The sequence below is a fragment of the Achromobacter sp. DH1f genome, assembly GCF_000633435.1.
Lineage (GTDB): Bacteria > Pseudomonadota > Gammaproteobacteria > Burkholderiales > Burkholderiaceae_B > Achromobacter > Achromobacter deleyi.
On the sequence record NZ_AYMF01000014.1, the window covers coordinates 119,887 to 137,377 of the forward strand.

A 17,491-nucleotide genomic window follows, 5' to 3' on the forward strand; every position below is an offset into this window, starting at 1 on the left:
GTGCCGCTCGGTCAAAGGCGAATCAGACTGATCCTACGAAGATTGCCCCCAATTCGCCCTTTTTTGCGGCAAACCACATTGCGGGTGACCGCAAGGCAAGCCCCTACGCGGTGTGCGTGCCGTTGCGGTGGATGTCGTGCGCGACGAAGCAGCTGTCCTGCGTGGGCCGCGCCAGGATGCCCGGTTTGGCCAGCGTCTTGCGGATGTCGGCCAGGCCGGACTCCCAGTGTTCGCGCATGGCTTCGGTACCGAATTCGTAGTCCTTGGAAAAGCGTTCGCGGTGCTTGGACTCGTAGATCAGGTTGATGATGTTGGTGGCCGGGGTGTTGGCCAGCTTGCGGATCTCGGCCAGGTCGGACGCGTTGCGCTCTTTTTCCGGCAGCCGGTCCAGCAATTGCTGCAGGCCATGGCGCAACTTCAGCACCCGCCGCAACTGGTCGGTGACCATGCGGGTACGGCTGGAATACTGGATGTCTTTCTGGCGCTCGGCCACTTCTTCCAGCGTCGTGGGCAGCCCCCCTCGCGCGGGCCAGAGATCCACCTGGAACGCCAGGGTGTCCCGCATGGTGTCGGTGGTGAGCACCTGCGCCAGCGGCGTGTTGGACACCACGCCGCCGTCCCAGTAGTGCTCGCCGTCGATTTCCACCGACGGAAAGCCCGGCGGCAAGGCCCCCGAGGCCATGATGTGCTCGGGGCCGAGCGTGTGCTTCTGGCTGTCGAAATAGGCAAAGTTGCCGCTACGCACGTTCACCACGCCAAAACTGGCGCGCACCTTGCCGGTGTTGAGCAAGTCGAAATCCACGTATTCGCGCAAGGTGGCGGCCAGCGGCGTGGTGTCGTAGAAACTGGTGGACGCCGCGCCCTTGCCATGCACCCAGTACGGCGGCGGAAAGCGCGGCTTGAAAAAGCCCGGCTGCCCCGAAAACAGCGCCTGGAAGGCCGACAGCTGGCCGTTCATGGCCGGCGAGCCGAAGCCGAACGGAATGCCTTCGAACATGCCGGCCAGCGTATCGCCCCAGGGCACCGACGCAAACCCCGTGGGCCGGCAGATGCTTTCCCAGAAGCCGCGCAGCCGCTCGATGCGCTCGTCTTCGGGTGAGCCAGCGATGATCGCCGCGTTGATCGACCCGATGGAAATGCCGGAAATCCAGTTGGGCCGGATGCCCGCCTCGTGCAGCCCCTGGTACACCCCCGCCTGGTAGGACCCCAGGGCGCCCCCGCCCTGCAGGACCAGGGCCACGGTTTCGTAGGGCGGCGTAGCGCCGGTGTCGGGGGTCGAGGCCTTGCGGCGTGTACTCATGCGGCGGTCCTTTTCAAAACAGCAGGCGCTACGGCTTGCTCTTGTCCGGCAACTGCGGGGCGGCGACGCCGGCCCGGAACGGATACTTGGCGAATATCAGCGCGACGGCCTTGTCGACGCTTTGCGCCGACGTCGCCATCTCGGGGTTCTGGACTTCGCCGACGGCCACGCCTTCCCACACCAGCTGCTTGCGGCGTGGATCGACCAGGTCGATGTTGAGGGTGCCTTCGGTGTACTGGTAGACGGTGTCGCCCCAGCCGTAGCCAGGCCAGCCGCCGTAGAAGCCGCTGCGGTAGCCGTAGTAGGGCATGGGCGGCGGGGCTTCGGTGACCTGGGTCTTTTGCTGCAGCTTGCCGCTGAAATTGATCAGCAGGTCGGGGTTGGACGCGCTGTAGACGTAGCCGCGCATTTCCATCTGGCCGCGGGTGGCGTCTTTCAGCCGTTCGGTCAGCAAGGTGCTGTAGCCGGCCTTGTCGGTGCCCAGAGGCGACATGTAGCCGAAGGTGCGGTACTGGGCGAAATCGGCCTGGTGATCGTAATCGCCCTTGACGGTGGGGCCCGAGGCGCAAGCCGCCAACAAGCCCGTCAGGGAACCCACGGCCAGCATTTTGAACGCGTTCATGTCGATCTCCGAGAGAGGGGCCGGCGAAGGCTGGCCCAAGTGTCAACAGGCGTCAGGCGCATTCATAGTGCCGCGAAGCGGATAAAGTTTCAACAAGGAAGCATTCTCATTGGATCGAGATCAAACCGCGGCGGGCGCGGGCTCCATTACACTCGGGGATTATTCCAGACCCAGACCAGAAGATACCCCCATGTTGGAACTCGACGGCTCGATTTGGTTTCGTTCCGGCGCCCAGAACTGGGGCGGAAAGAACCGCATAGACCTGCTGGCCCAGATCGACGCCACTGGCTCGATCACGGCCGCCGCCCGCGCGGTGGGCATGAGCTACAAGGGGGCCTGGGACGCCATCGACGCCATGAACAACCTGGCGGGCGAACCGCTGGTGCTGCGCGCGGCCGGCGGCAAGGGCGGCGGCGGCACGCGCCTGACCGACCGGGCGCGCAGCCTGATCGCCACCTTCCGGGCGCTGGAAGCCGAGCACCGTAAATTCATGGACAACCTGACGCGCGCCGGCCTGACCGCCAGCGGCGACATCGACTTGATGAGGCGATTTATGTTGAAGACCAGCGCACGCAACAAACTCATGGGCACGGTGATGGAAGTGCGCACCGGAGCCGTCAACGACGAGATCCTGCTGCGCATTGCCGGCGGCCAGGTCATCACCGCCACCATCACCCGCGAAAGCACCCAGGAACTGGAACTGGCGCCGGGCAAGGAAGCCCTGGCGCTGGTGAAGGCTTCTTCGGTCATCGTCGGCGCCCCCGGCCCCGGCCTGCGGCTGTCGGCCCGCAACCAATTGCCCGGCACCATCGCGGCGGTGCGCACCGGCGCGGTCAACAGCGAAATCCTGATCGACCTGGAAGGCGGCACCACGCTGGTGGCGATCGTCACCAATGAAAGCGCACAAGACCTGGGGTTGGGCGAAGGCGCCCCGGCGGTCGCCATCTTCAAGGCGTCCAGCGTGATCCTGGGCGTGCTGGACTGAGTCCGCTGTTCTCTGCCGGGCGATGACGGCGGCACGCGGCGCCGCCCTGCCCTCTACAGGCTAGACGCCCACATCCTCGTCGCGCCGGCGCACCTTGCCTTCGCGCACTTCGAAGACCTCGTCGGCCAGGGCGTCGACGTCGGCCGGATCGTGGGTGATCAGCAGCATCGGCACGTCCAGCTGACGCTGCAAGGCATTCAATTCCTGACGCATCTTGCCGCGCAGTTGCGAATCCAGGGCCGAAAACGGCTCGTCCAGCAAGAGGATATCCGGCTTGAGCATCAGCGCGCGCGCCAGCGCAACCCGCTGCTTCTGGCCGCCAGATATCTCGTTGGGGTAGCTGCCCACGATGGCGCCCAGTTCGAAGGCGTCGACCCAGCGCCGCGCTTCGTCCGAAACCGCGCGCCGGGGCGGATTGAGCCAGCCGCGGCGCGAGCCGAAAGCGATGTTCTGCGCCACCGTCAGGTGCGGAAACAACGCGTAGTCCTGGAACAGGTAGGCCACGCGGCGGGCCTGCGGCGCCACATTGACGCGCGCGTCGGTATCGAACAGCACCCGGCCGTTGACGACGATACGGCCGCCATCCGGCCGCAGCAGGCCGGCCACGGCCCGTAGCGTCAGGCTTTTCCCCGCCCCCGACGGCCCGAACAGCGCGATGCGCTTGGAGGCCGACGAAAAGGCCACGTCCAGCGAAAAATGCCGGTCGCCCGAGACCATCTGTTTGCGGATACGCAGGTCGACGCTCATCATTCGCCTCCACTGCGGCGGTTCGAGCGTATGGGCACCAGCTTGCCCGCCGCCAGCAGCACGGCAATGCAGGTGATGGACGTGACCAGCACCAGGAAGTTGGCCGTGGCATCGTCGCCCGCCTGCACGGCTTCGTAAATGGCCACCGACAGCGTCTGGGTGCGACCCGGCAGGTTGCCGGCGATCATCAGCGTGGCGCCGAATTCGCCCAGTGCCCGGGCAAAGGCCAGCAGCACGCCGGCCACGATGCCACGCGCCGCCAACGGCAGCGTGACCCGGAAGAACACGCCGGCCTCGCATACGCCCAGCACGCGAGCGGCGTTTTCCAGCTGCGCGTCGACGTTTTCAAACGCGGCGCGCGCCGACTTGAACACCAGCGGAAACGCCACCACCGACGCGGCAATGACAGCGCCCTGCCAGGTGAACACGAGTTCGATGCCCCAGGCCGCCAGCTTTTCGCCCAGCACGCCGCGCCGGCCCAGCAAGACCAGCAGGTAATAGCCCAGGACCGTGGGCGGCAGCACCAGAGGCAGCGTCAGAATGGCGTCCAGCAGGTCCCGCCCCGGCCAGCGCCAGCGGGACAAGCCATAGGCGGCCGCGGTGCCGGCCACGGTTGCCAACAGCGTTGCCCAGCCTGCCACTTTCAAGGTCAGCAGCAGGGGCACCCATACTGGATCGCTCATGACGCCTGCGATTCAAGATTCAACATTCAAGCCCGGCGCGGCCTCAGGGCTTCTGGAAGCCGTAGCGCGACAGGATTTCCTGGCCGGCCGGCGACATCACGTAGGCCACGAAGCTCTTCGCTTCCTTGGCGGCGGTGTCGCGCGCGGTGACGGCAATAGGATAGGTCACCGGCGTTTGCGAAGGCACGCGCACGGCGACCTTGACCTTGTCCGGCATGACGGCCGCGTCGGTGGCGAACACGAAGCCCGCATCCACCTCGCCGCGCGACACGTAGTCCAGGCTCTGGCGCACGTTCTGCGCCAGCACGCTCTTGGCCTGAACGGCATCCCACAGCCCGGCGGCCCGCAAGGCGCCCTGCGTGTAGCGGCCCACCGGCACCGACGCCGGGTTGCCGTAGGCGATGCGCTTGACGTCGTCGCGCGTCAGGTCTTTCAGCGCGGTGATGTTGGCTTTGCTGTCGGTTGGCACGATCAGCACGATCTGGTTGGCGGCGAAATCCACCCGCGATTCGGGCTTGACGGCCTTTTCCTCGACGGCCTTGTCCATGGCCTTCTGGTCGGCGGACGCGAACACGTCGGCGGGCGCGCCCTTGACGATCTGCTGCAGCAGCACGTCGGAGGCGCCGAAGTTCAGGACCACCTTGGTGCCGGCATGTTCCTTTTCGTAGGCCTGCGCCACTTCCTTGAACGCGTTGGTCAGGCTGGCAGCGGCGGACACCACCAGGTCGGCGGCCTGGGCGCTGGGGCCCCAGACGGCGGCCAGGGCCAGCGACACGGCCAGGATCGGGTGTTTGCGGAACATGGCACTCTCCTCGGACAAGATCAATATCGGTAACGAAATATATATAGGTATATAACGCTCGTCAATTTGCGTCCTGCACGGGCTTGCGCCAGGTCAAACCTAAGGCGATGAAGGCAGAGGCAGGCGCTCAGCCGCGGTCGACGGTGGTGACGCGCACCGTCAGGGGGGCCAGGGCCGCGCGCAGGCGCTCCAGCGCCTGTTCCGGCCGGGCCGCGCCGCACATGAAGATGTCCAGCGCCGCGAACTGGTGTTCGGGCCAGGAATGCACGCTGATGTGGGATTCGCTCAGCATGACCACGCCAGTCACGCCCGCACCGGCGCCGAAATGGTGGAAATGGGCGCTGAGCACCTGGGCGCCAGCGGCCTGGGCGGCGGCAACCAGTTCGCGTTCCAGCGCGGCGACGTCTGCCAGCAGGCCGGCGTCCACGCCGCGGAAATCGGCCAGGATGTGGCGGCCCGGCGTGGCGTAGGGGGTGGCACCTGGGCTGCCATGCGGGCTCGTCTGCGAAGTTGCAGACGAGGCGACAGGCTGCGCCAGGTCGTTCTGCGTGGCATCGCGCGGCATCACTTGTGCGATCCGCCCGACGACCAGCCGGAGCTGCCCGAAGAACCGCCGCCCCAACTGCTGCTGCTACCGCTGCTGCTGCCCCCGCCCCCGCTGGTGAAGCGAGCGCCCGGCGAACTGGCCCCGGTGGCGGCCATGACCACGATCACGGCGTAGATGGCATAGAGAAACTTGCCCATCGGCTAGTCGTCCTTTGCGGACATCTTGTCCGCGAGGCTGGCCGGCAGCCACAGAAACGCCAGGCCGATCACGATCGGCAGGAGGCGGCCGTTGAAGATATTGCCCAGGTTCAGGAAGCCCATGGCGATGGTCGCGAACCAGGCCCACTTGCGATAGCCGCCCGGCGTGCTCGCCCGCGGCATGGCTTTCTGCTTGGCCAGTTCGGGGTTGCCGAACCATTCGGCCAGTTGGGCGGGCGCCACGGGCCCCGACGCGGACCAGCCCAGTTCGGCGGCCCCCCGTTCGCTGGTCAGCTTGAGGTTGCCGGCCTTGTAGTCGGTGATCTGGGTGCTGTCGCCCACCTTCACGCGCCAGTTGAAGGCGCCCAGCGCCAGCTCGACCCGCGAGGTGTAGTCGTACAGCTTCTGATAGAGCTTGTTGCGCCAGCGCACGCTGGTGGCGTTGTTGCGGCTGGGCCAGGTGTCGCAGACCTGCACGCGTTCCCAGCCCTCGTCCGTTTCCACCAGCCAGATGAAGCCCTTGACCGGATTGAATAGCAGGTATTCGATCCAGTCGGACGGTTCTTCGGGGTCCGGGTCGGCGCATTTCATCAGGCCGATCAGGGTGAAGGCGGCGCCGTCGATCTTGGCGGTGGCACCCAGCGCCAGCGTGGTCTTGATGGTCTTGAGCTTCTGCGCCTTGGCGATGACCTGGGCGGTATCGCCCGCGCAGTCGACCGTGGCGGCGCATGACGGGCACACCACCTGGGTGGCCATGGCCGCGACAAAGCTGATGGGCGCGCCGCAATTGGGGCAATCCAGCGCCTTGATCTGGCCACGGAAGCGCCCCGCGGTTTCCTCGACCTGCTCGTTCGAGCGCAGCGTGGCCGCCTGCATGCCCGCCAGGTCGAAGGCCTTGCCGATGTACAGCTCGGGCTCGGGGCCGTCGGAAAAATCCAGGGTCAGGAAGGCATCGATGCTGCGGTAGTCGGCCACCTTGGCTTCCCAGCCATCGCCCGGCACGAACGGCAGTTCGCCCTGTGCGCCGCCGGCGCGGCAACTGCGCACGTCCGACGCCGAAAAGCGCTGGCCGTCCAGCTTCAGTTCATCGCCCGGCGAGATGTCGGCGAACGCCGGCATGCCCTGGGTCGACTTGACCTTGCGGCGGCGGGTGATGGCGTACTGGCCCGACGCATCCGACAGCCAGCCGTCGGAACCGTCGTCGAACCACAGGTACCACTCGTTCCAGAAGCCGTCTTCATAGCGCAGCTGGATGCGGCCGATCAGGTCGAAACGCTTGCCCTCGAACTGACCGGCGGCGCCCAGGCACAGCGGCGAGTAGTCTTCCAGCACATCCGCGGTTTCGCCGATGCGCTTGACCGATTCGGCATCCTTGAGCAGCGTGCTGCGGCACGCGCCGCACACCGCCATGACCGACGCCGTGGACGTGAACTTGACGGGCGCTCCGCATTGCGGACACAGGACCTGCTGCATGGGCGTTCGGCGCTCAGCTGGTGAGTTTCTTGAGCACCTCGGCCTTGGCCGAGTCGTAGTCGGCCGGCGTGATCAGGCCCTTGTCCAGCAAGTCCTTGAGCTGCTGCAAGCGCTGCACGGGGTCGCCCCCGGCGGTTGCGCCTGCCGCGGCGCCCGCCGCGGCTGCGGCCTGCACCGGCTGGCCCTGGCCCGCCGCCTGCCCGACGCCCAGCCCGGCCGCCATGGTCTGGCCCAGCGCCGCGCCGGCCGCCAGGCCCGCGCCGATGCCGGCGATGCCGCCTTCGTTCTGCGCCGCCAGCGGAATGGACGTGGCCGTCTGGTACTGGGTGAACTTACCCAGGTCGCCGGCCATGCCCATCGAGATCCGGGTATCCAGCGCCTTTTGCAATTCTTCGGGCAACGACACGTTTTCAACGGTGAAGTTGTCGAGCTTGACGCCGTAGCGGTCGAACACCGGGGCCAGTTGCTCGCTGATGCTTTGTGACATCAGGCCCTGGTTGCCGGCGATATCCAGGAACGGCACTTTCGAGCCGCCCAGCGCCGTCGTCATGGCGGCGACCACCATGTTGCGCAGCTGCAGTTCCAGGTCGTCGACGGTATAGACGTCGCGCGTGCCGCTGATTTCGCGGTAGAACTTGGCCGGGTCGGTGATCTGGTACGAATACACGCCGAAGGCGCGCAGGCGCACCATGCCGAATTCGCTGTCGCGCAGCGTCACCGGCTGCGCCGTGCCCCAGCGCCGGCCCAGTTGCAGGCGGGTGCTGAAGAAGATGACGTCCGACTTGAAGGGCGACTCGAACAGCTTGTCCCAGTTCTTCAGGTACGTCAGGACCGGCAGCGTCTGCGTCGTCAGCTTGTACATGCCGGGGCCGAACACGTCGGCCACCTTGCCTTCGTTGACGAACACCGCCATCTGCGACTCGCGCACGGTCAGGCTGGCGCCGTACTGGATTTCGAAATCCTGCATCGGATGGCGCCAGGCCAGCACGCCGTCGCCGTCCTCGTTCCATTGCAGGATGTCGATAAACTGCTTGCGGATAAATGAACCGAGACTCATGGCAAGTTCTCCTGTGTCAGATCGGAATCAGCGCGCCCGGCCGGATCAGGTCAGGCAGGCGGCGTTGACCACGCCGGCGGCCAGCGAGATCGATCCGATCAGGCCGCCCATGGCGATGTTGTTTTCTTCGATGGCCTCGTTCAGGCCGCGGATGGCCTGCGCCATGACCGCATAGACGACCAGCTGCACCACCATGGCGGCCACGCCCCAGACCACGAACATGATGAAGCTGGCGTGAATGGCGATGCTGGAGCACAGCGTGAAGGAAAAGCCCACCAGCGCGCCGCTGTAGGACAGCACCGCGGCGATATTGCCTTCGCGGATCAGTTCGAATTCCTTGTAGCGCGTCACGGTGGTGTAGACCGCGGTGAACACGCCAAGCATGACCAGTGCCGAGACGATATAGATCAGATAGGTCACGGCCGGATGCATCGCTTCTCCCATATTCGCCCCCTTCAGGCCCTAATTGCGCGCAGTATATACGGCGGCTTCGATATACTGCGAACGCATTTTCTGAGTCGGAACCCCCATGCGCGACCGCGTTCTCATCCTGTCGGTATTGATCGTCGCTTCGTGCGGCTTGGGCTACGAGCTCATCAGCAGCGCGCTGGCCAGCTATCTGCTGGGCGATTCCATCCTGCAATTCTCGTCCGTCATCGGCTGCTATCTGTTCGCGATGGGCATCGGATCGTGGTTGTCAAAATATGTAAAAGACGACGACGTTTTGAATCGATTCATCGATGTCGAGCTGGCCGTCGCATTATTGGGGGGAGTTTCCGCCGCCGTCCTGTTCCTGGTGTTCGCCTGGCTGTCGGCGCCCTTCCGCGCCGCCTTGTATGTCGGCGTCTTCATCATCGGCCTGATGGTGGGCATGGAAATCCCGCTGGTGATGCGCGTCTTCAACCAGCGCAAGACGGAATTTCGCGAGATCGTCAGCCGCGTGCTGACCTTCGACTACCTGGGCGCGCTGGCCGTGTCGCTGGTCTTTCCGCTGTTGCTGGCGCCCAAGCTGGGCTTGCTGCGCACCGGGTTCCTGTTCGGCATCCTGAACGCCAGCGTGGCGCTCTGGACCACCTGGCTGTTTCGCGCCGAAGTGCGCCGCCCGGCCGAGAAAGCCATCCGCGGCAGCGTGGTGCTGGGCCTGTTGGCGCTGGGTTTCGCGTTCTCGGGCCAGATGACCGGCTGGGCCGAAAAAGGCCTGTACGGCGACGACGTGGTGCATGCCGAGACCACGCCCTACCAGCGCCTGATCGTGACCCGCTGGCACGACGACCTGCGCCTGTACATCAACGGCAACCTGCAGTTCTCGTCGCGCGACGAACATCGTTATCACGAGTCGCTGGTGATCCCGGGGCTAGAGGCGCTGCCGTGGGCCCGCAACGTGCTGGTGCTGGGCGGCGGCGACGGCCTGGCGGTGCGCGAGATCCTGAAATTCAAGCACGTCGAGCACGTGACGCTGGTGGACCTGGACCCGGCCATGACGGGCCTGTTTTCGCGATCCGAACCGCTGACGCGGCTGAACCAGAATTCGCTGACGGATCCGCGCGTCACCGTCATCAACGACGACGCGGGCCGCTGGCTGGAAAGCCACGCCGAGGTCTATGACTACATCGTGGTCGACTTTCCCGACCCGTCCAACTTCGGGCTGGGCCGGCTGTATTCGGTGCCCGTCTACCACCTGATGGCGCGCCACCTGGCCGAGAACGGCTACATGGTCATCCAGTCCACCTCGCCCTACTTCGCGCCGCGCTCATTCTGGAGCGTGGACGCCACGCTGAAGGAAGCCGGCCTGAACACCTGGCCGTACCACGCCTACGTGCCGTCGTTCGGCGACTGGGGCTTCATCCTGGCCGGCAAGCGGCGCGACTACACGCCGCCCACGACGATTTCGGTGCCCACCCGCTACCTGGACCCGGCGACGCTGCGCGAGCTGTTCCACTTTCCCGCCGACATGCCGGCGCTGGCCATGCCGCCGAACCGCCTGAACGAGCAATCGCTCGTGCGCTACTTCGACGAGGACTGGCGCAAGGTCATCCGCTGATGCGCCGCCGCACTTTCCTGTTGGGCGCGGCCACCGCCGCGGCGGCGGGCACGGCGGGCTATTACCGGTCACGCATCGTCGAGACCACGCCCGAGGTGCGCTACCCCGGCATGCTGGCGGGCCACGCACTGCGCGACGGCGCCGCGCTGCCGGCGTCATCAAGCACCCGCCAAAGCCAGGTGGCGATCCTGGGGTCCGGCGTGGCCGGCCTGTCCTGCGCCTGGAAACTGGCGCGCGAGGGCTACACCGATTTCGTGGTGGTGCAAGGCCCGGAATACGGCGGCAACGCTGCGGCCGGCGTGCGCGACGGGCTGGACTATCCGCTGGGCGCGCACTACCTGCCGCTGCCCTCGATGCAGTCCACCCACGTGCGCGAGATGCTGGCCGACTTCCGCATTGCCGAGCGCGATGCCTACGCCGCGCGGCCGTATTACGACGAAGCCATCCTCGCGCATTCACCGCAAGAGCGCCTGCTGCGCGGCGGACACTGGGAAGACGGCCTGCTGCCCATGAGCGGCCTGCCCGACGGCCACGCCGAACAGCATCGCAAGTTTTTGGCGCTGGTGGATGCGCTGCACGGGCAGATCGGCAACGATGGCCGCAAGGTCTTCTGCATTCCCATCGCCCTGTCGTCGCGCGACCCGGCCTGGCGGGCACTGGACACGCTGACCTTCAAGGCCTGGCTGGAACGCGAAGGCTATACCTCGCCCGCCCTGCACTGGTACCTGAACTACTGCTGCCGCGACGACTACGGCGCCCAGTACGACGTGGTCTCGGCCTGGGCCGGCCTGCACTACTTCGCCAGCCGCGACGGCCATGCGGCCAATGCCGCCGAAGGCGCGGTGCTGACCTGGCCCGGCGGCCTGGCGCCGCTGGTGCAGCGCCTGCACGATGCCATCAGCGCCCGCCTGGGCCACGGCAACTGGCTGCTGCCCGGCACCGCCATGCGGCTGCGCGAAACGCCCGCCGGCCCGCAGATCGACTGCCTGGCGCCCGGCCCCACCCCAGCCGTGTACACGCTGCAAGCGCGACGCGCCGTCTGTGCCATGCCGCTGTTCGTGGCCCAGCACGTGCTGCCGGACATCCGCGCCTATGGCTACGATCCGGCGGTGCATGCCTCGCCGCACGCACCCTGGCTGGTGTCCAACTTCGTCATGGATGGCTATCCGCGCGAGGCGCCCGGCGAACCGCTGTCGTGGGACAACGTGGTCTACCAGGGCCAGGCGCTGGGCTACGTGGTATCGACGCACCAGTTGCTGCGGGTGGCGCGGTCGCCGCGCACGGTCTTCACCGCCTACGACGCGCTCAGCGGCAAGACGCCGCAGGCCACGCGCCAATGGCTGGCCAGCGCCCGCCCCGAGGCCCTGCGCGACGAGGTGGCGGCCGACCTGGTGGCCGCCTACGGCGACGAGTTCTGGCGCCATGCACGCCAGCTCGAGATCACGGTGCGCGGCCATGCCATGGCTTCGCCCTATTGCGGCTACCTGTCCAACCCCGGCCTGGCGGCGCTGCGCGACGTGGACGGCCCGGTGTTGTTCGCACATGCCGACCTGTCCGGCTATTCGGTCTTCGAGGAAGCGGCGTGGTGGGGCGTGACGGCGGCCGGACGGATTCTGGGGCAACGGCCGGCGGCCTGATCGTCGTGCGCCCCGCTCGGGCCGCCAGCGTCCACGCCTCTGCCTGATCTGCTTGCAGGCCGCCCCGGCTGCCCTACAATCGCCAGCGGGTCCCCTTGACCCTAGCCTGAGACCTAAAAAAACGATGGGAAAGCCAGTCATTGTGCTTGGCGCCGGCATGGTCGGCGTTTGCTGTGCGCTGGAACTGCAGCGGCGCGGCATGGATGTCACCCTGGTCGACCGCCAGGCCCCCGGGCTGGAGACCTCGCACGGCAATGCCGGCGTGCTGGCCCGCAGTTCCCTCATGCCGTTCAACCATCCCGGCCTGTGGCGCCAACTGCCCCGGCTGCTGCGTAACGACACGGTTCAATTCCGCTACCGTCCCGGCTACCTGGCCCGCAACCTGGGCTGGGCCGCCGGCTTCCTGTGGCGCGCCCGGCCTTCCGTGTTCGAGGAAACGGCCACGGCCCTGGACGGCCTGATCCGGCTGTCCGCCCCCGAACACCAGCGCCTGCTGGCCGAGGCGGGCATCAGCCATCGCCTGCGCGATACCGGCTGGATCTTCCTGTTCCGCAGCGAAGCGGCCTGGCAAGGCAGCGCCCTGGCGCGCGCCGCCTACGCCCGCCACCAGGTGCCGACGCAGGCGCTGGACCCGGCCGAACTGGCCCGGCTGGAACCCGCCCTGGCCCCGATATTCGCCCGCGCCCTGTGGATACAGGGCTCGTATTCCGTGGACGATCCGCGGGCGGTGGTGCAGGCCTATGCCGACCTGTTCCGCCGGTCGGGCGGCACGTTCACGCAACTGCGGGCCACCGCCATCCGTCGCGACGGGCAAGACTGGACCGTGCAGGGCGACCAGGCGTCCGAGGCGCTGACGGCGCCGGCCCTGGTGCTGGCGCTGGGCCCGTGGTCCAAGGCGCTGCTCAAGACCACCGGCATCGACCTGCCGATGGCGTTCGAACGCGGCTATCACATGCATTACGCGCCTGGCAGCGGCCCGGCGCTGGGCCGGCCCGTCTATGACACGGGCGGCGGCTACGTGCTCTCGCCCATGGCCCGCGGCCTGCGGCTGACCACCGGCGTGGAACTGGACGACTGCGACGCCCCCGCCCGACCCGACCAGCTGGACCTGGCGGAAAGCCGCGCCCGCGAAGCGCTGGCCCTGGGCGCCAGGCTCGACCCGCAAGCCTGGCTGGGCCGCCGCCCCACCCTGCCGGACAGCCGCCCGATGATCGGCCAGGCGCCGCATCATCCCGGCCTGTGGCTGGCGCTCGGGCACCAGCACATCGGTTTCAGCACCGCGCCAGGAACGGCGAAGATACTAGGCGAGCTGATGGCCGGCGAAGGCGGTGAGCGTCATTGCGCCTTCCGCCCCGACCGGTTCATCTAAGACAACTTAACGACAAGACGGGCCGCCCGCGGCCCGATACTGAACAGACCCCAAGGAGAAGCCCATGAACACCAAGCGCAAATTCGTCGCGTCCGTCCTGGCGCTGGCCGGCCTGGCCTTTGCCGGCGCCGCGCACGCCCAGTCCGCCAACGAGACCGCCATGGAGCGCATCATGCGCACCAAGACGATCCGCATCGGCGCCATCGCCGGCGCCATCCCCTACTTCAACAAGAACATCAACACCGGCAAGTGGGAAGGCTTCGGCCCCGATTTCGCCGAGATGTTCGCCGCCCGCCTGGGCGTCAAGACCGAATACCTGGAAACCACCTGGGGCAATTCGGTGCTGGACGTGCAGACCAACAAGATCGACCTGATGTTCGGCATGGCACCCACCCCGGCGCGCAAGGAAGTCGTGAATTTTTCCGACACCCTGTTCCAGAACACCTACACCACCGTCTGCCGCAAGGGCTTCCCCGCCAAGTCGTGGGCCGAACTGAACGCCCCCGAGAACCGCGTCGTGGTCGACGTGGGCTCCAGCCATGACCAGCTCGCCACCCGCGTGCTGACCAAGGCCACCGTCACCCGCCTGGAAAATTCCGGTTCGGCCACGCTGGCATTGTCATCCGGCCGCGCCGATTGCCAGATCCTGGTGGTGCTGCTGGCCAAGCCGCTGCTGGAAAAGCGTCCCGGCATCGGCGTCATGTCGATCCCCAGCCCGGTCGAAACCGCCCCGGTCAGCATCGGGCTGCGCAAGGAAGCCGACGATTCCCTGCAAAAGGCCGTCAACGCCTGGCTAGCCGACATCCGCGCCAAGGGCGAGGTGCGCGGCGTGATTCTCAGCAACATGCAGAAGCTGGCCGGCGTACCGCCCGAGGCCTTCCCGCCCGAAATCCAGTTCTAAGGCCGCGGCAATGAACGACCAGAACGAAACCCTGCCCCGCTCGCGGGCAGGCGCCTGGCTGCTGGGCGCGGCGGCCCTTGTCGCCGTGCTCGCGATCATCCTCAAGCGCGAAGCCATCTTCGGCGCGGCGGTGCAGTACGACTGGGACTTCAGCGTGCTGTGGGAATACCGCAAGCTGATCGCCGTCGGCGTCCTGAACACCATCCTGTTCACCATCCTGTGCGTGTTCCTGGGCCTGGCGGTGGGGCTGGTGACCGGCCTGGGCCGGCTGTCGCGCAACGTGCTGGTCACCGCCCCGATCCGCGCCTACATCGAGGTGTTCCGCTGCACCCCGGTGCTGGTGCAACTGGTCTGGTTCTATTACGCCCTGCCCGTGGTCACCGGCATCGAGATGTCGCCGGTGGCCGCGGCCACGCTGTGCCTGGCGCTGTACGGCGGCGCGTTCTATTCCGAGATCATCCGCGGCGGCATCATTTCCACCGACGCCGGCCAGACCGAGGCAGCCAAGGCGCTGGGCATGACGCCCGCGCAGGCCCTGCGCCGCGTGATCCTGCCGCAGGCGTTCAAGAAGATGGTGCCGCCCCTGATGAACCAGTCGATCATGCAGTTGAAGAACACCTCGCTGCTGTCGGTGCTGGCGGTGCCCGACCTGCTCTACCAGGGCCAGGTGGTGGCGCACGAAACCTATCGGCCGCTGGAAATCTACACCTTCATCGCGGTGGCGTATTTCGTGATCCTGCTGCCCTTCACCCTGTGGGCCAAGAAGCTCGAATTCGGCAGTACCGCCAAAGAGGCATGACCATGGGCAATCCCCTCATCAGCATCCAGGGCCTGCGCAAGTCGTTCGGCGGCCACGAGGTGCTCAAGGACATCAACCTGCAGGTCGAGCGCGGCCAGGCCGTGGCCCTGATCGGGCCGTCGGGTTCGGGCAAATCCACGCTGCTGCGCTGCATCAACCTGCTGACCATTCCCGACGGCGGCCGCATCGCGGTGGGCGACCAGTCGCTGGCGTTCCAGGGCGCCGCCACCCGCCTGCCCAGCGAGAAAAAGCTGGCCAGCTTCCGGGCCTCGGCCGGCATGGTGTTCCAGCACTTCAACCTGTTCCCGCACATGACGGCGCTGCGCAACGTGATGGAAGGGCCGGTCACGGTGCTGCGCCTGCCCAGGAAAGAAGCCGAGGAACGCGCCCGCGACCTGCTGGGCAAGGTCGGCCTGGCCGAACGCGCCGACTACTACCCCGACAAACTCTCCGGCGGCCAGAAGCAGCGCGTGGCCATCGCCCGCGCCCTGGCCATGCAGCCGGCCGTGATGCTGTTCGACGAAGCCACCTCGGCGCTGGACCCCGAGCTGGTAGGCGAAGTGCTGAACGTGATCAAGGGCCTGGCCCGCGACGGCATGACCATGATCCTGGTCACCCACGAAATCGGTTTCGCCCGCGAAGTGGCCGACCAGGTCGTGTTCATGCGCGACGGCGTGGTGGCCGAAAGCGGGCCGCCGGAAGTGGTCATCGGCAATCCGCAGCACGAAGCCACCCGCGCCTTCCTGGCACGCTTTCATCGCACGCCGGGGCTGGAGTCCGCCGTATGAGCACGCCCGGCTTTCTAGGCGTGCTGATGCTGGACACCCGCTTTCCACGGCCGCCCGGCGACGTCGGCAACGCCCTGACCTACGAACGCGCCGGCATCCCGGTGCGCTTTGTCACGGTGCAGGGGGCCTCGCCGCGCAAGATCGTGCAAGAGGCCGATCCCGCCTTCCTGCAGCCCTTCATCGATGCCGCCGTGGGCCTGGCGCGCGACGGTGCCGCGTTGATCTCCACCAGCTGCGGCTTCCTGGCCAGGTATCAGTCGGCGCTACAGGCCGCCGTGCCCGTGCCGGTGGTGACGTCCAGCCTCCTGCAGTGCCGCGGCCTTACGCGCGTGGGCATCGTCACCTTCGATGCGCAATCGCTGTCGCGCGGCATCCTGGACGCGGTCGAGGTGCCGGCCAACGCCATCGTCGAAGGGCTGGCGCCCGGCTGCGAAATGCATGCACGCATCCTGGAAAACAACCCCGTGATGGACCTGGCCGAGGTCGAGCGCAACGTGGTGGATGCCGCCGCCCGCCTGGCGGCGCGGGCGCCCGGCCTGACCGACATCGTGCTGGAATGCACCAACATGCCGCCCTACCGCGACGCGGTGGCGCGCGCCACCGGCCTGCCGGTGCACGACATCGAAACGCTGCTGATCAAGACCTGGCGGGGCCTCGCGGCCTGATCAGTCCGCCATGAAAAACGCCCGCTGCGGGCCTCGGGTCGAGGCTTGCAGCGGGCGTTTTGCCGACCAGGTCGGCGCGCCGGTCAGCCGAGCAGCAAGGCGTCGTCAGACAGCTTTTCGCCGCGCACGCGCTCGAACATGGCCAGCAGGTCGGGCACGTCCATGCCGCGGCGTTCGTCGCCGGACACGTCCAGCACCACCTGGCCCTGGTGCAGCATCACCGTGCGGTCGCCCACGTCCAGCGCCTGGCGCATGCTGTGCGTGACCATCATGGTGGTCAGTTTGTTTTCGGCCACGATGCGGGCCGTCAGTTGCAGCACGAAATCGGCGGTGCGCGGGTCGAGCGCGGCGGTGTGCTCGTCCAGCAGCAGGATGCGCGACGGTTGCAGCGCGGCCATCAGCAGGCTCACCGCCTGGCGCTGGCCGCCCGACAACAGGCCGATGCGGTCGGCCAGGCGGCTTTCCAGGCCCAGGCCCAGCGTGGCCAGGCGTTCACGGAAACCGTCTTTCATCGACGCCTTGACCGCCCGGCTGTAGCCGCGGCGCGCGCCGCGCAACTGCGCCAGCGCCATGTTCTCTTCGATGGTCAGGTCTTCGCAGGTGCCTGCCATGGGGTCCTGGAACACGCGGGCCACGCGGCCGGCGCGGGCCCAGACGGGCTGGCGCGTGACGTCCACACCGTTGATTTCGATCTTGCCGGAATCGATCGGCAGGTCGCCCGACACGGCATTCAGGAAGGTCGACTTGCCCGCGCCGTTCGAACCGATGACGGTGACGAACTGGCCTTCGGGAATGTCCAGCGACAGGCCGCGCAGCGCGCGCGTTTCGATCGGCGTGCCCGCGTTGAAAGTGATCTTGAGGTCTTTTGCGGACAGCAT

The 17,491-nt window shown here is 67.1% G+C and carries 19 protein-coding genes; 9 read left to right on the plus strand and 10 right to left on the minus strand.

Annotated features, from left to right (window positions below; genetic code table 11):
- Nucleotides 1–103: 103 nt before the first annotated feature.
- On the minus strand, nt 104–1,300 hold the full coding sequence (locus tag U858_RS0114375; RefSeq protein WP_025137851.1) for a patatin-like phospholipase family protein: 1,197 nt from the start codon (nt 1,298–1,300) through the stop codon (nt 104–106).
- 28 nt (nt 1,301–1,328) lie between these two features.
- On the minus strand, nt 1,329–1,922 hold the full coding sequence (locus tag U858_RS0114380) for a DUF4136 domain-containing protein (protein ID WP_025137852.1): 594 nt from the start codon (nt 1,920–1,922) through the stop codon (nt 1,329–1,331).
- A gap of 190 nt (nt 1,923–2,112) precedes the next feature.
- Here U858_RS0114380 and U858_RS0114385 point away from each other — a divergent pair, with 190 nt between their 5' ends.
- Nucleotides 2,113–2,907, plus strand: a complete 795-nt coding sequence (locus tag U858_RS0114385; RefSeq protein ID WP_025137853.1) for a TOBE domain-containing protein — start codon at nt 2,113–2,115, stop codon at nt 2,905–2,907.
- A 60-nt stretch (nt 2,908–2,967) separates the two neighbouring features.
- Here the strand turns inward: U858_RS0114385 and U858_RS0114390 are convergent, their stop codons facing one another.
- From U858_RS0114390 to speD, 4 genes are all read right to left on the minus strand, one after another.
- A complete protein-coding gene (locus tag U858_RS0114390) occupies nt 2,968–3,654 on the minus strand; it encodes a sulfate/molybdate ABC transporter ATP-binding protein (RefSeq protein ID WP_025137854.1) in 687 nt (228 codons plus the stop codon).
- Complete coding sequence (gene modB, locus U858_RS0114395; protein ID WP_025137855.1) at nt 3,654–4,337, minus strand: molybdate ABC transporter permease subunit; 684 nt, start codon at nt 4,335–4,337, stop codon at nt 3,654–3,656. The genes U858_RS0114390 and modB overlap by 1 nt, the downstream gene beginning before the upstream one ends.
- 43 nt (nt 4,338–4,380) lie before the next feature.
- Nucleotides 4,381–5,139, minus strand: a complete 759-nt coding sequence (gene modA, locus U858_RS0114400) for a molybdate ABC transporter substrate-binding protein (RefSeq protein WP_025137856.1) — start codon at nt 5,137–5,139, stop codon at nt 4,381–4,383.
- A 127-nt stretch (nt 5,140–5,266) separates the two neighbouring features.
- Entirely contained in the window at nt 5,267–5,587 is a 321-nt protein-coding gene (gene speD, locus U858_RS0114405) for an adenosylmethionine decarboxylase (RefSeq protein WP_029953871.1), read from the minus strand.
- Between the two features lie 120 nt (nt 5,588–5,707).
- Between speD and U858_RS35645 the strand changes: the two genes are divergently transcribed.
- Nucleotides 5,708–5,860: a hypothetical protein gene (locus U858_RS35645; protein ID WP_157838802.1), complete on the plus strand. Its 153-nt coding sequence runs from the start codon at nt 5,708–5,710 to the stop codon at nt 5,858–5,860.
- 26 nt (nt 5,861–5,886) lie between these two features.
- Here the strand turns inward: U858_RS35645 and U858_RS0114415 are convergent, their stop codons facing one another.
- The 3 genes from U858_RS0114415 to U858_RS0114425 are packed head-to-tail and all read right to left on the minus strand — an operon-like array spanning nt 5,887 to nt 8,845.
- A complete protein-coding gene (locus tag U858_RS0114415; RefSeq protein WP_025137858.1) occupies nt 5,887–7,356 on the minus strand; it encodes a DUF4178 domain-containing protein in 1,470 nt (489 codons plus the stop codon).
- A 13-nt stretch (nt 7,357–7,369) separates the two neighbouring features.
- Nucleotides 7,370–8,413, minus strand: coding sequence for an SPFH domain-containing protein (locus tag U858_RS0114420; RefSeq protein ID WP_025137859.1), 1,044 nt, complete (start codon nt 8,411–8,413; stop codon nt 7,370–7,372).
- A gap of 45 nt (nt 8,414–8,458) precedes the next feature.
- On the minus strand, nt 8,459–8,845 hold the full coding sequence (locus tag U858_RS0114425) for a DUF350 domain-containing protein (RefSeq protein WP_025137860.1): 387 nt from the start codon (nt 8,843–8,845) through the stop codon (nt 8,459–8,461).
- Nucleotides 8,846–8,942: 97 nt separating this feature from the next.
- Between U858_RS0114425 and U858_RS0114430 the strand changes: the two genes are divergently transcribed.
- The 7 genes from U858_RS0114430 to U858_RS0114460 all read left to right on the plus strand — a co-directional run bounded on the left by U858_RS0114430 (nt 8,943) and on the right by U858_RS0114460 (nt 16,613).
- On the plus strand, nt 8,943–10,454 hold the full coding sequence (locus U858_RS0114430; RefSeq protein ID WP_025137861.1) for a polyamine aminopropyltransferase: 1,512 nt from the start codon (nt 8,943–8,945) through the stop codon (nt 10,452–10,454).
- Nucleotides 10,454–12,091 (plus strand): NAD(P)/FAD-dependent oxidoreductase, encoded by a 1,638-nt coding sequence (locus U858_RS0114435; protein ID WP_025137862.1) that lies wholly within the window; start codon nt 10,454–10,456, stop codon nt 12,089–12,091. Before U858_RS0114430 ends, U858_RS0114435 begins: the two co-directional genes overlap by 1 nt.
- Before the next feature lie 124 nt (nt 12,092–12,215).
- Nucleotides 12,216–13,460 carry an FAD-binding oxidoreductase gene (locus U858_RS0114440; RefSeq protein WP_025137863.1) on the plus strand — a complete coding sequence of 415 codons (1,245 nt, stop codon included), beginning with the start codon at nt 12,216–12,218 and terminating at the stop codon, nt 13,458–13,460.
- Nucleotides 13,461–13,524: 64 nt separating this feature from the next.
- A complete protein-coding gene (locus tag U858_RS0114445) occupies nt 13,525–14,361 on the plus strand; it encodes a transporter substrate-binding domain-containing protein (RefSeq protein WP_025137864.1) in 837 nt (278 codons plus the stop codon).
- A 10-nt stretch (nt 14,362–14,371) separates the two neighbouring features.
- The gene (locus U858_RS0114450) at nt 14,372–15,160 is read left to right on the plus strand and encodes an amino acid ABC transporter permease (RefSeq protein ID WP_025137865.1); all 789 of its coding nucleotides are present in this window, start codon (nt 14,372–14,374) and stop codon (nt 15,158–15,160) included.
- Nucleotides 15,161–15,162: 2 nt separating this feature from the next.
- Complete coding sequence (locus tag U858_RS0114455; RefSeq protein WP_025137866.1) at nt 15,163–15,948, plus strand: amino acid ABC transporter ATP-binding protein; 786 nt, start codon at nt 15,163–15,165, stop codon at nt 15,946–15,948.
- A complete protein-coding gene (locus U858_RS0114460) occupies nt 15,945–16,613 on the plus strand; it encodes a hypothetical protein (RefSeq protein ID WP_025137867.1) in 669 nt (222 codons plus the stop codon). The genes U858_RS0114455 and U858_RS0114460 overlap by 4 nt, the downstream gene beginning before the upstream one ends.
- Before the next feature lie 83 nt (nt 16,614–16,696).
- On the opposite strand, the gene U858_RS0114465 is transcribed toward U858_RS0114460, so the two are convergent.
- Nucleotides 16,697–17,491 (minus strand): ABC transporter ATP-binding protein, encoded by a 795-nt coding sequence (locus U858_RS0114465; RefSeq protein ID WP_025137868.1) that lies wholly within the window; start codon nt 17,489–17,491, stop codon nt 16,697–16,699.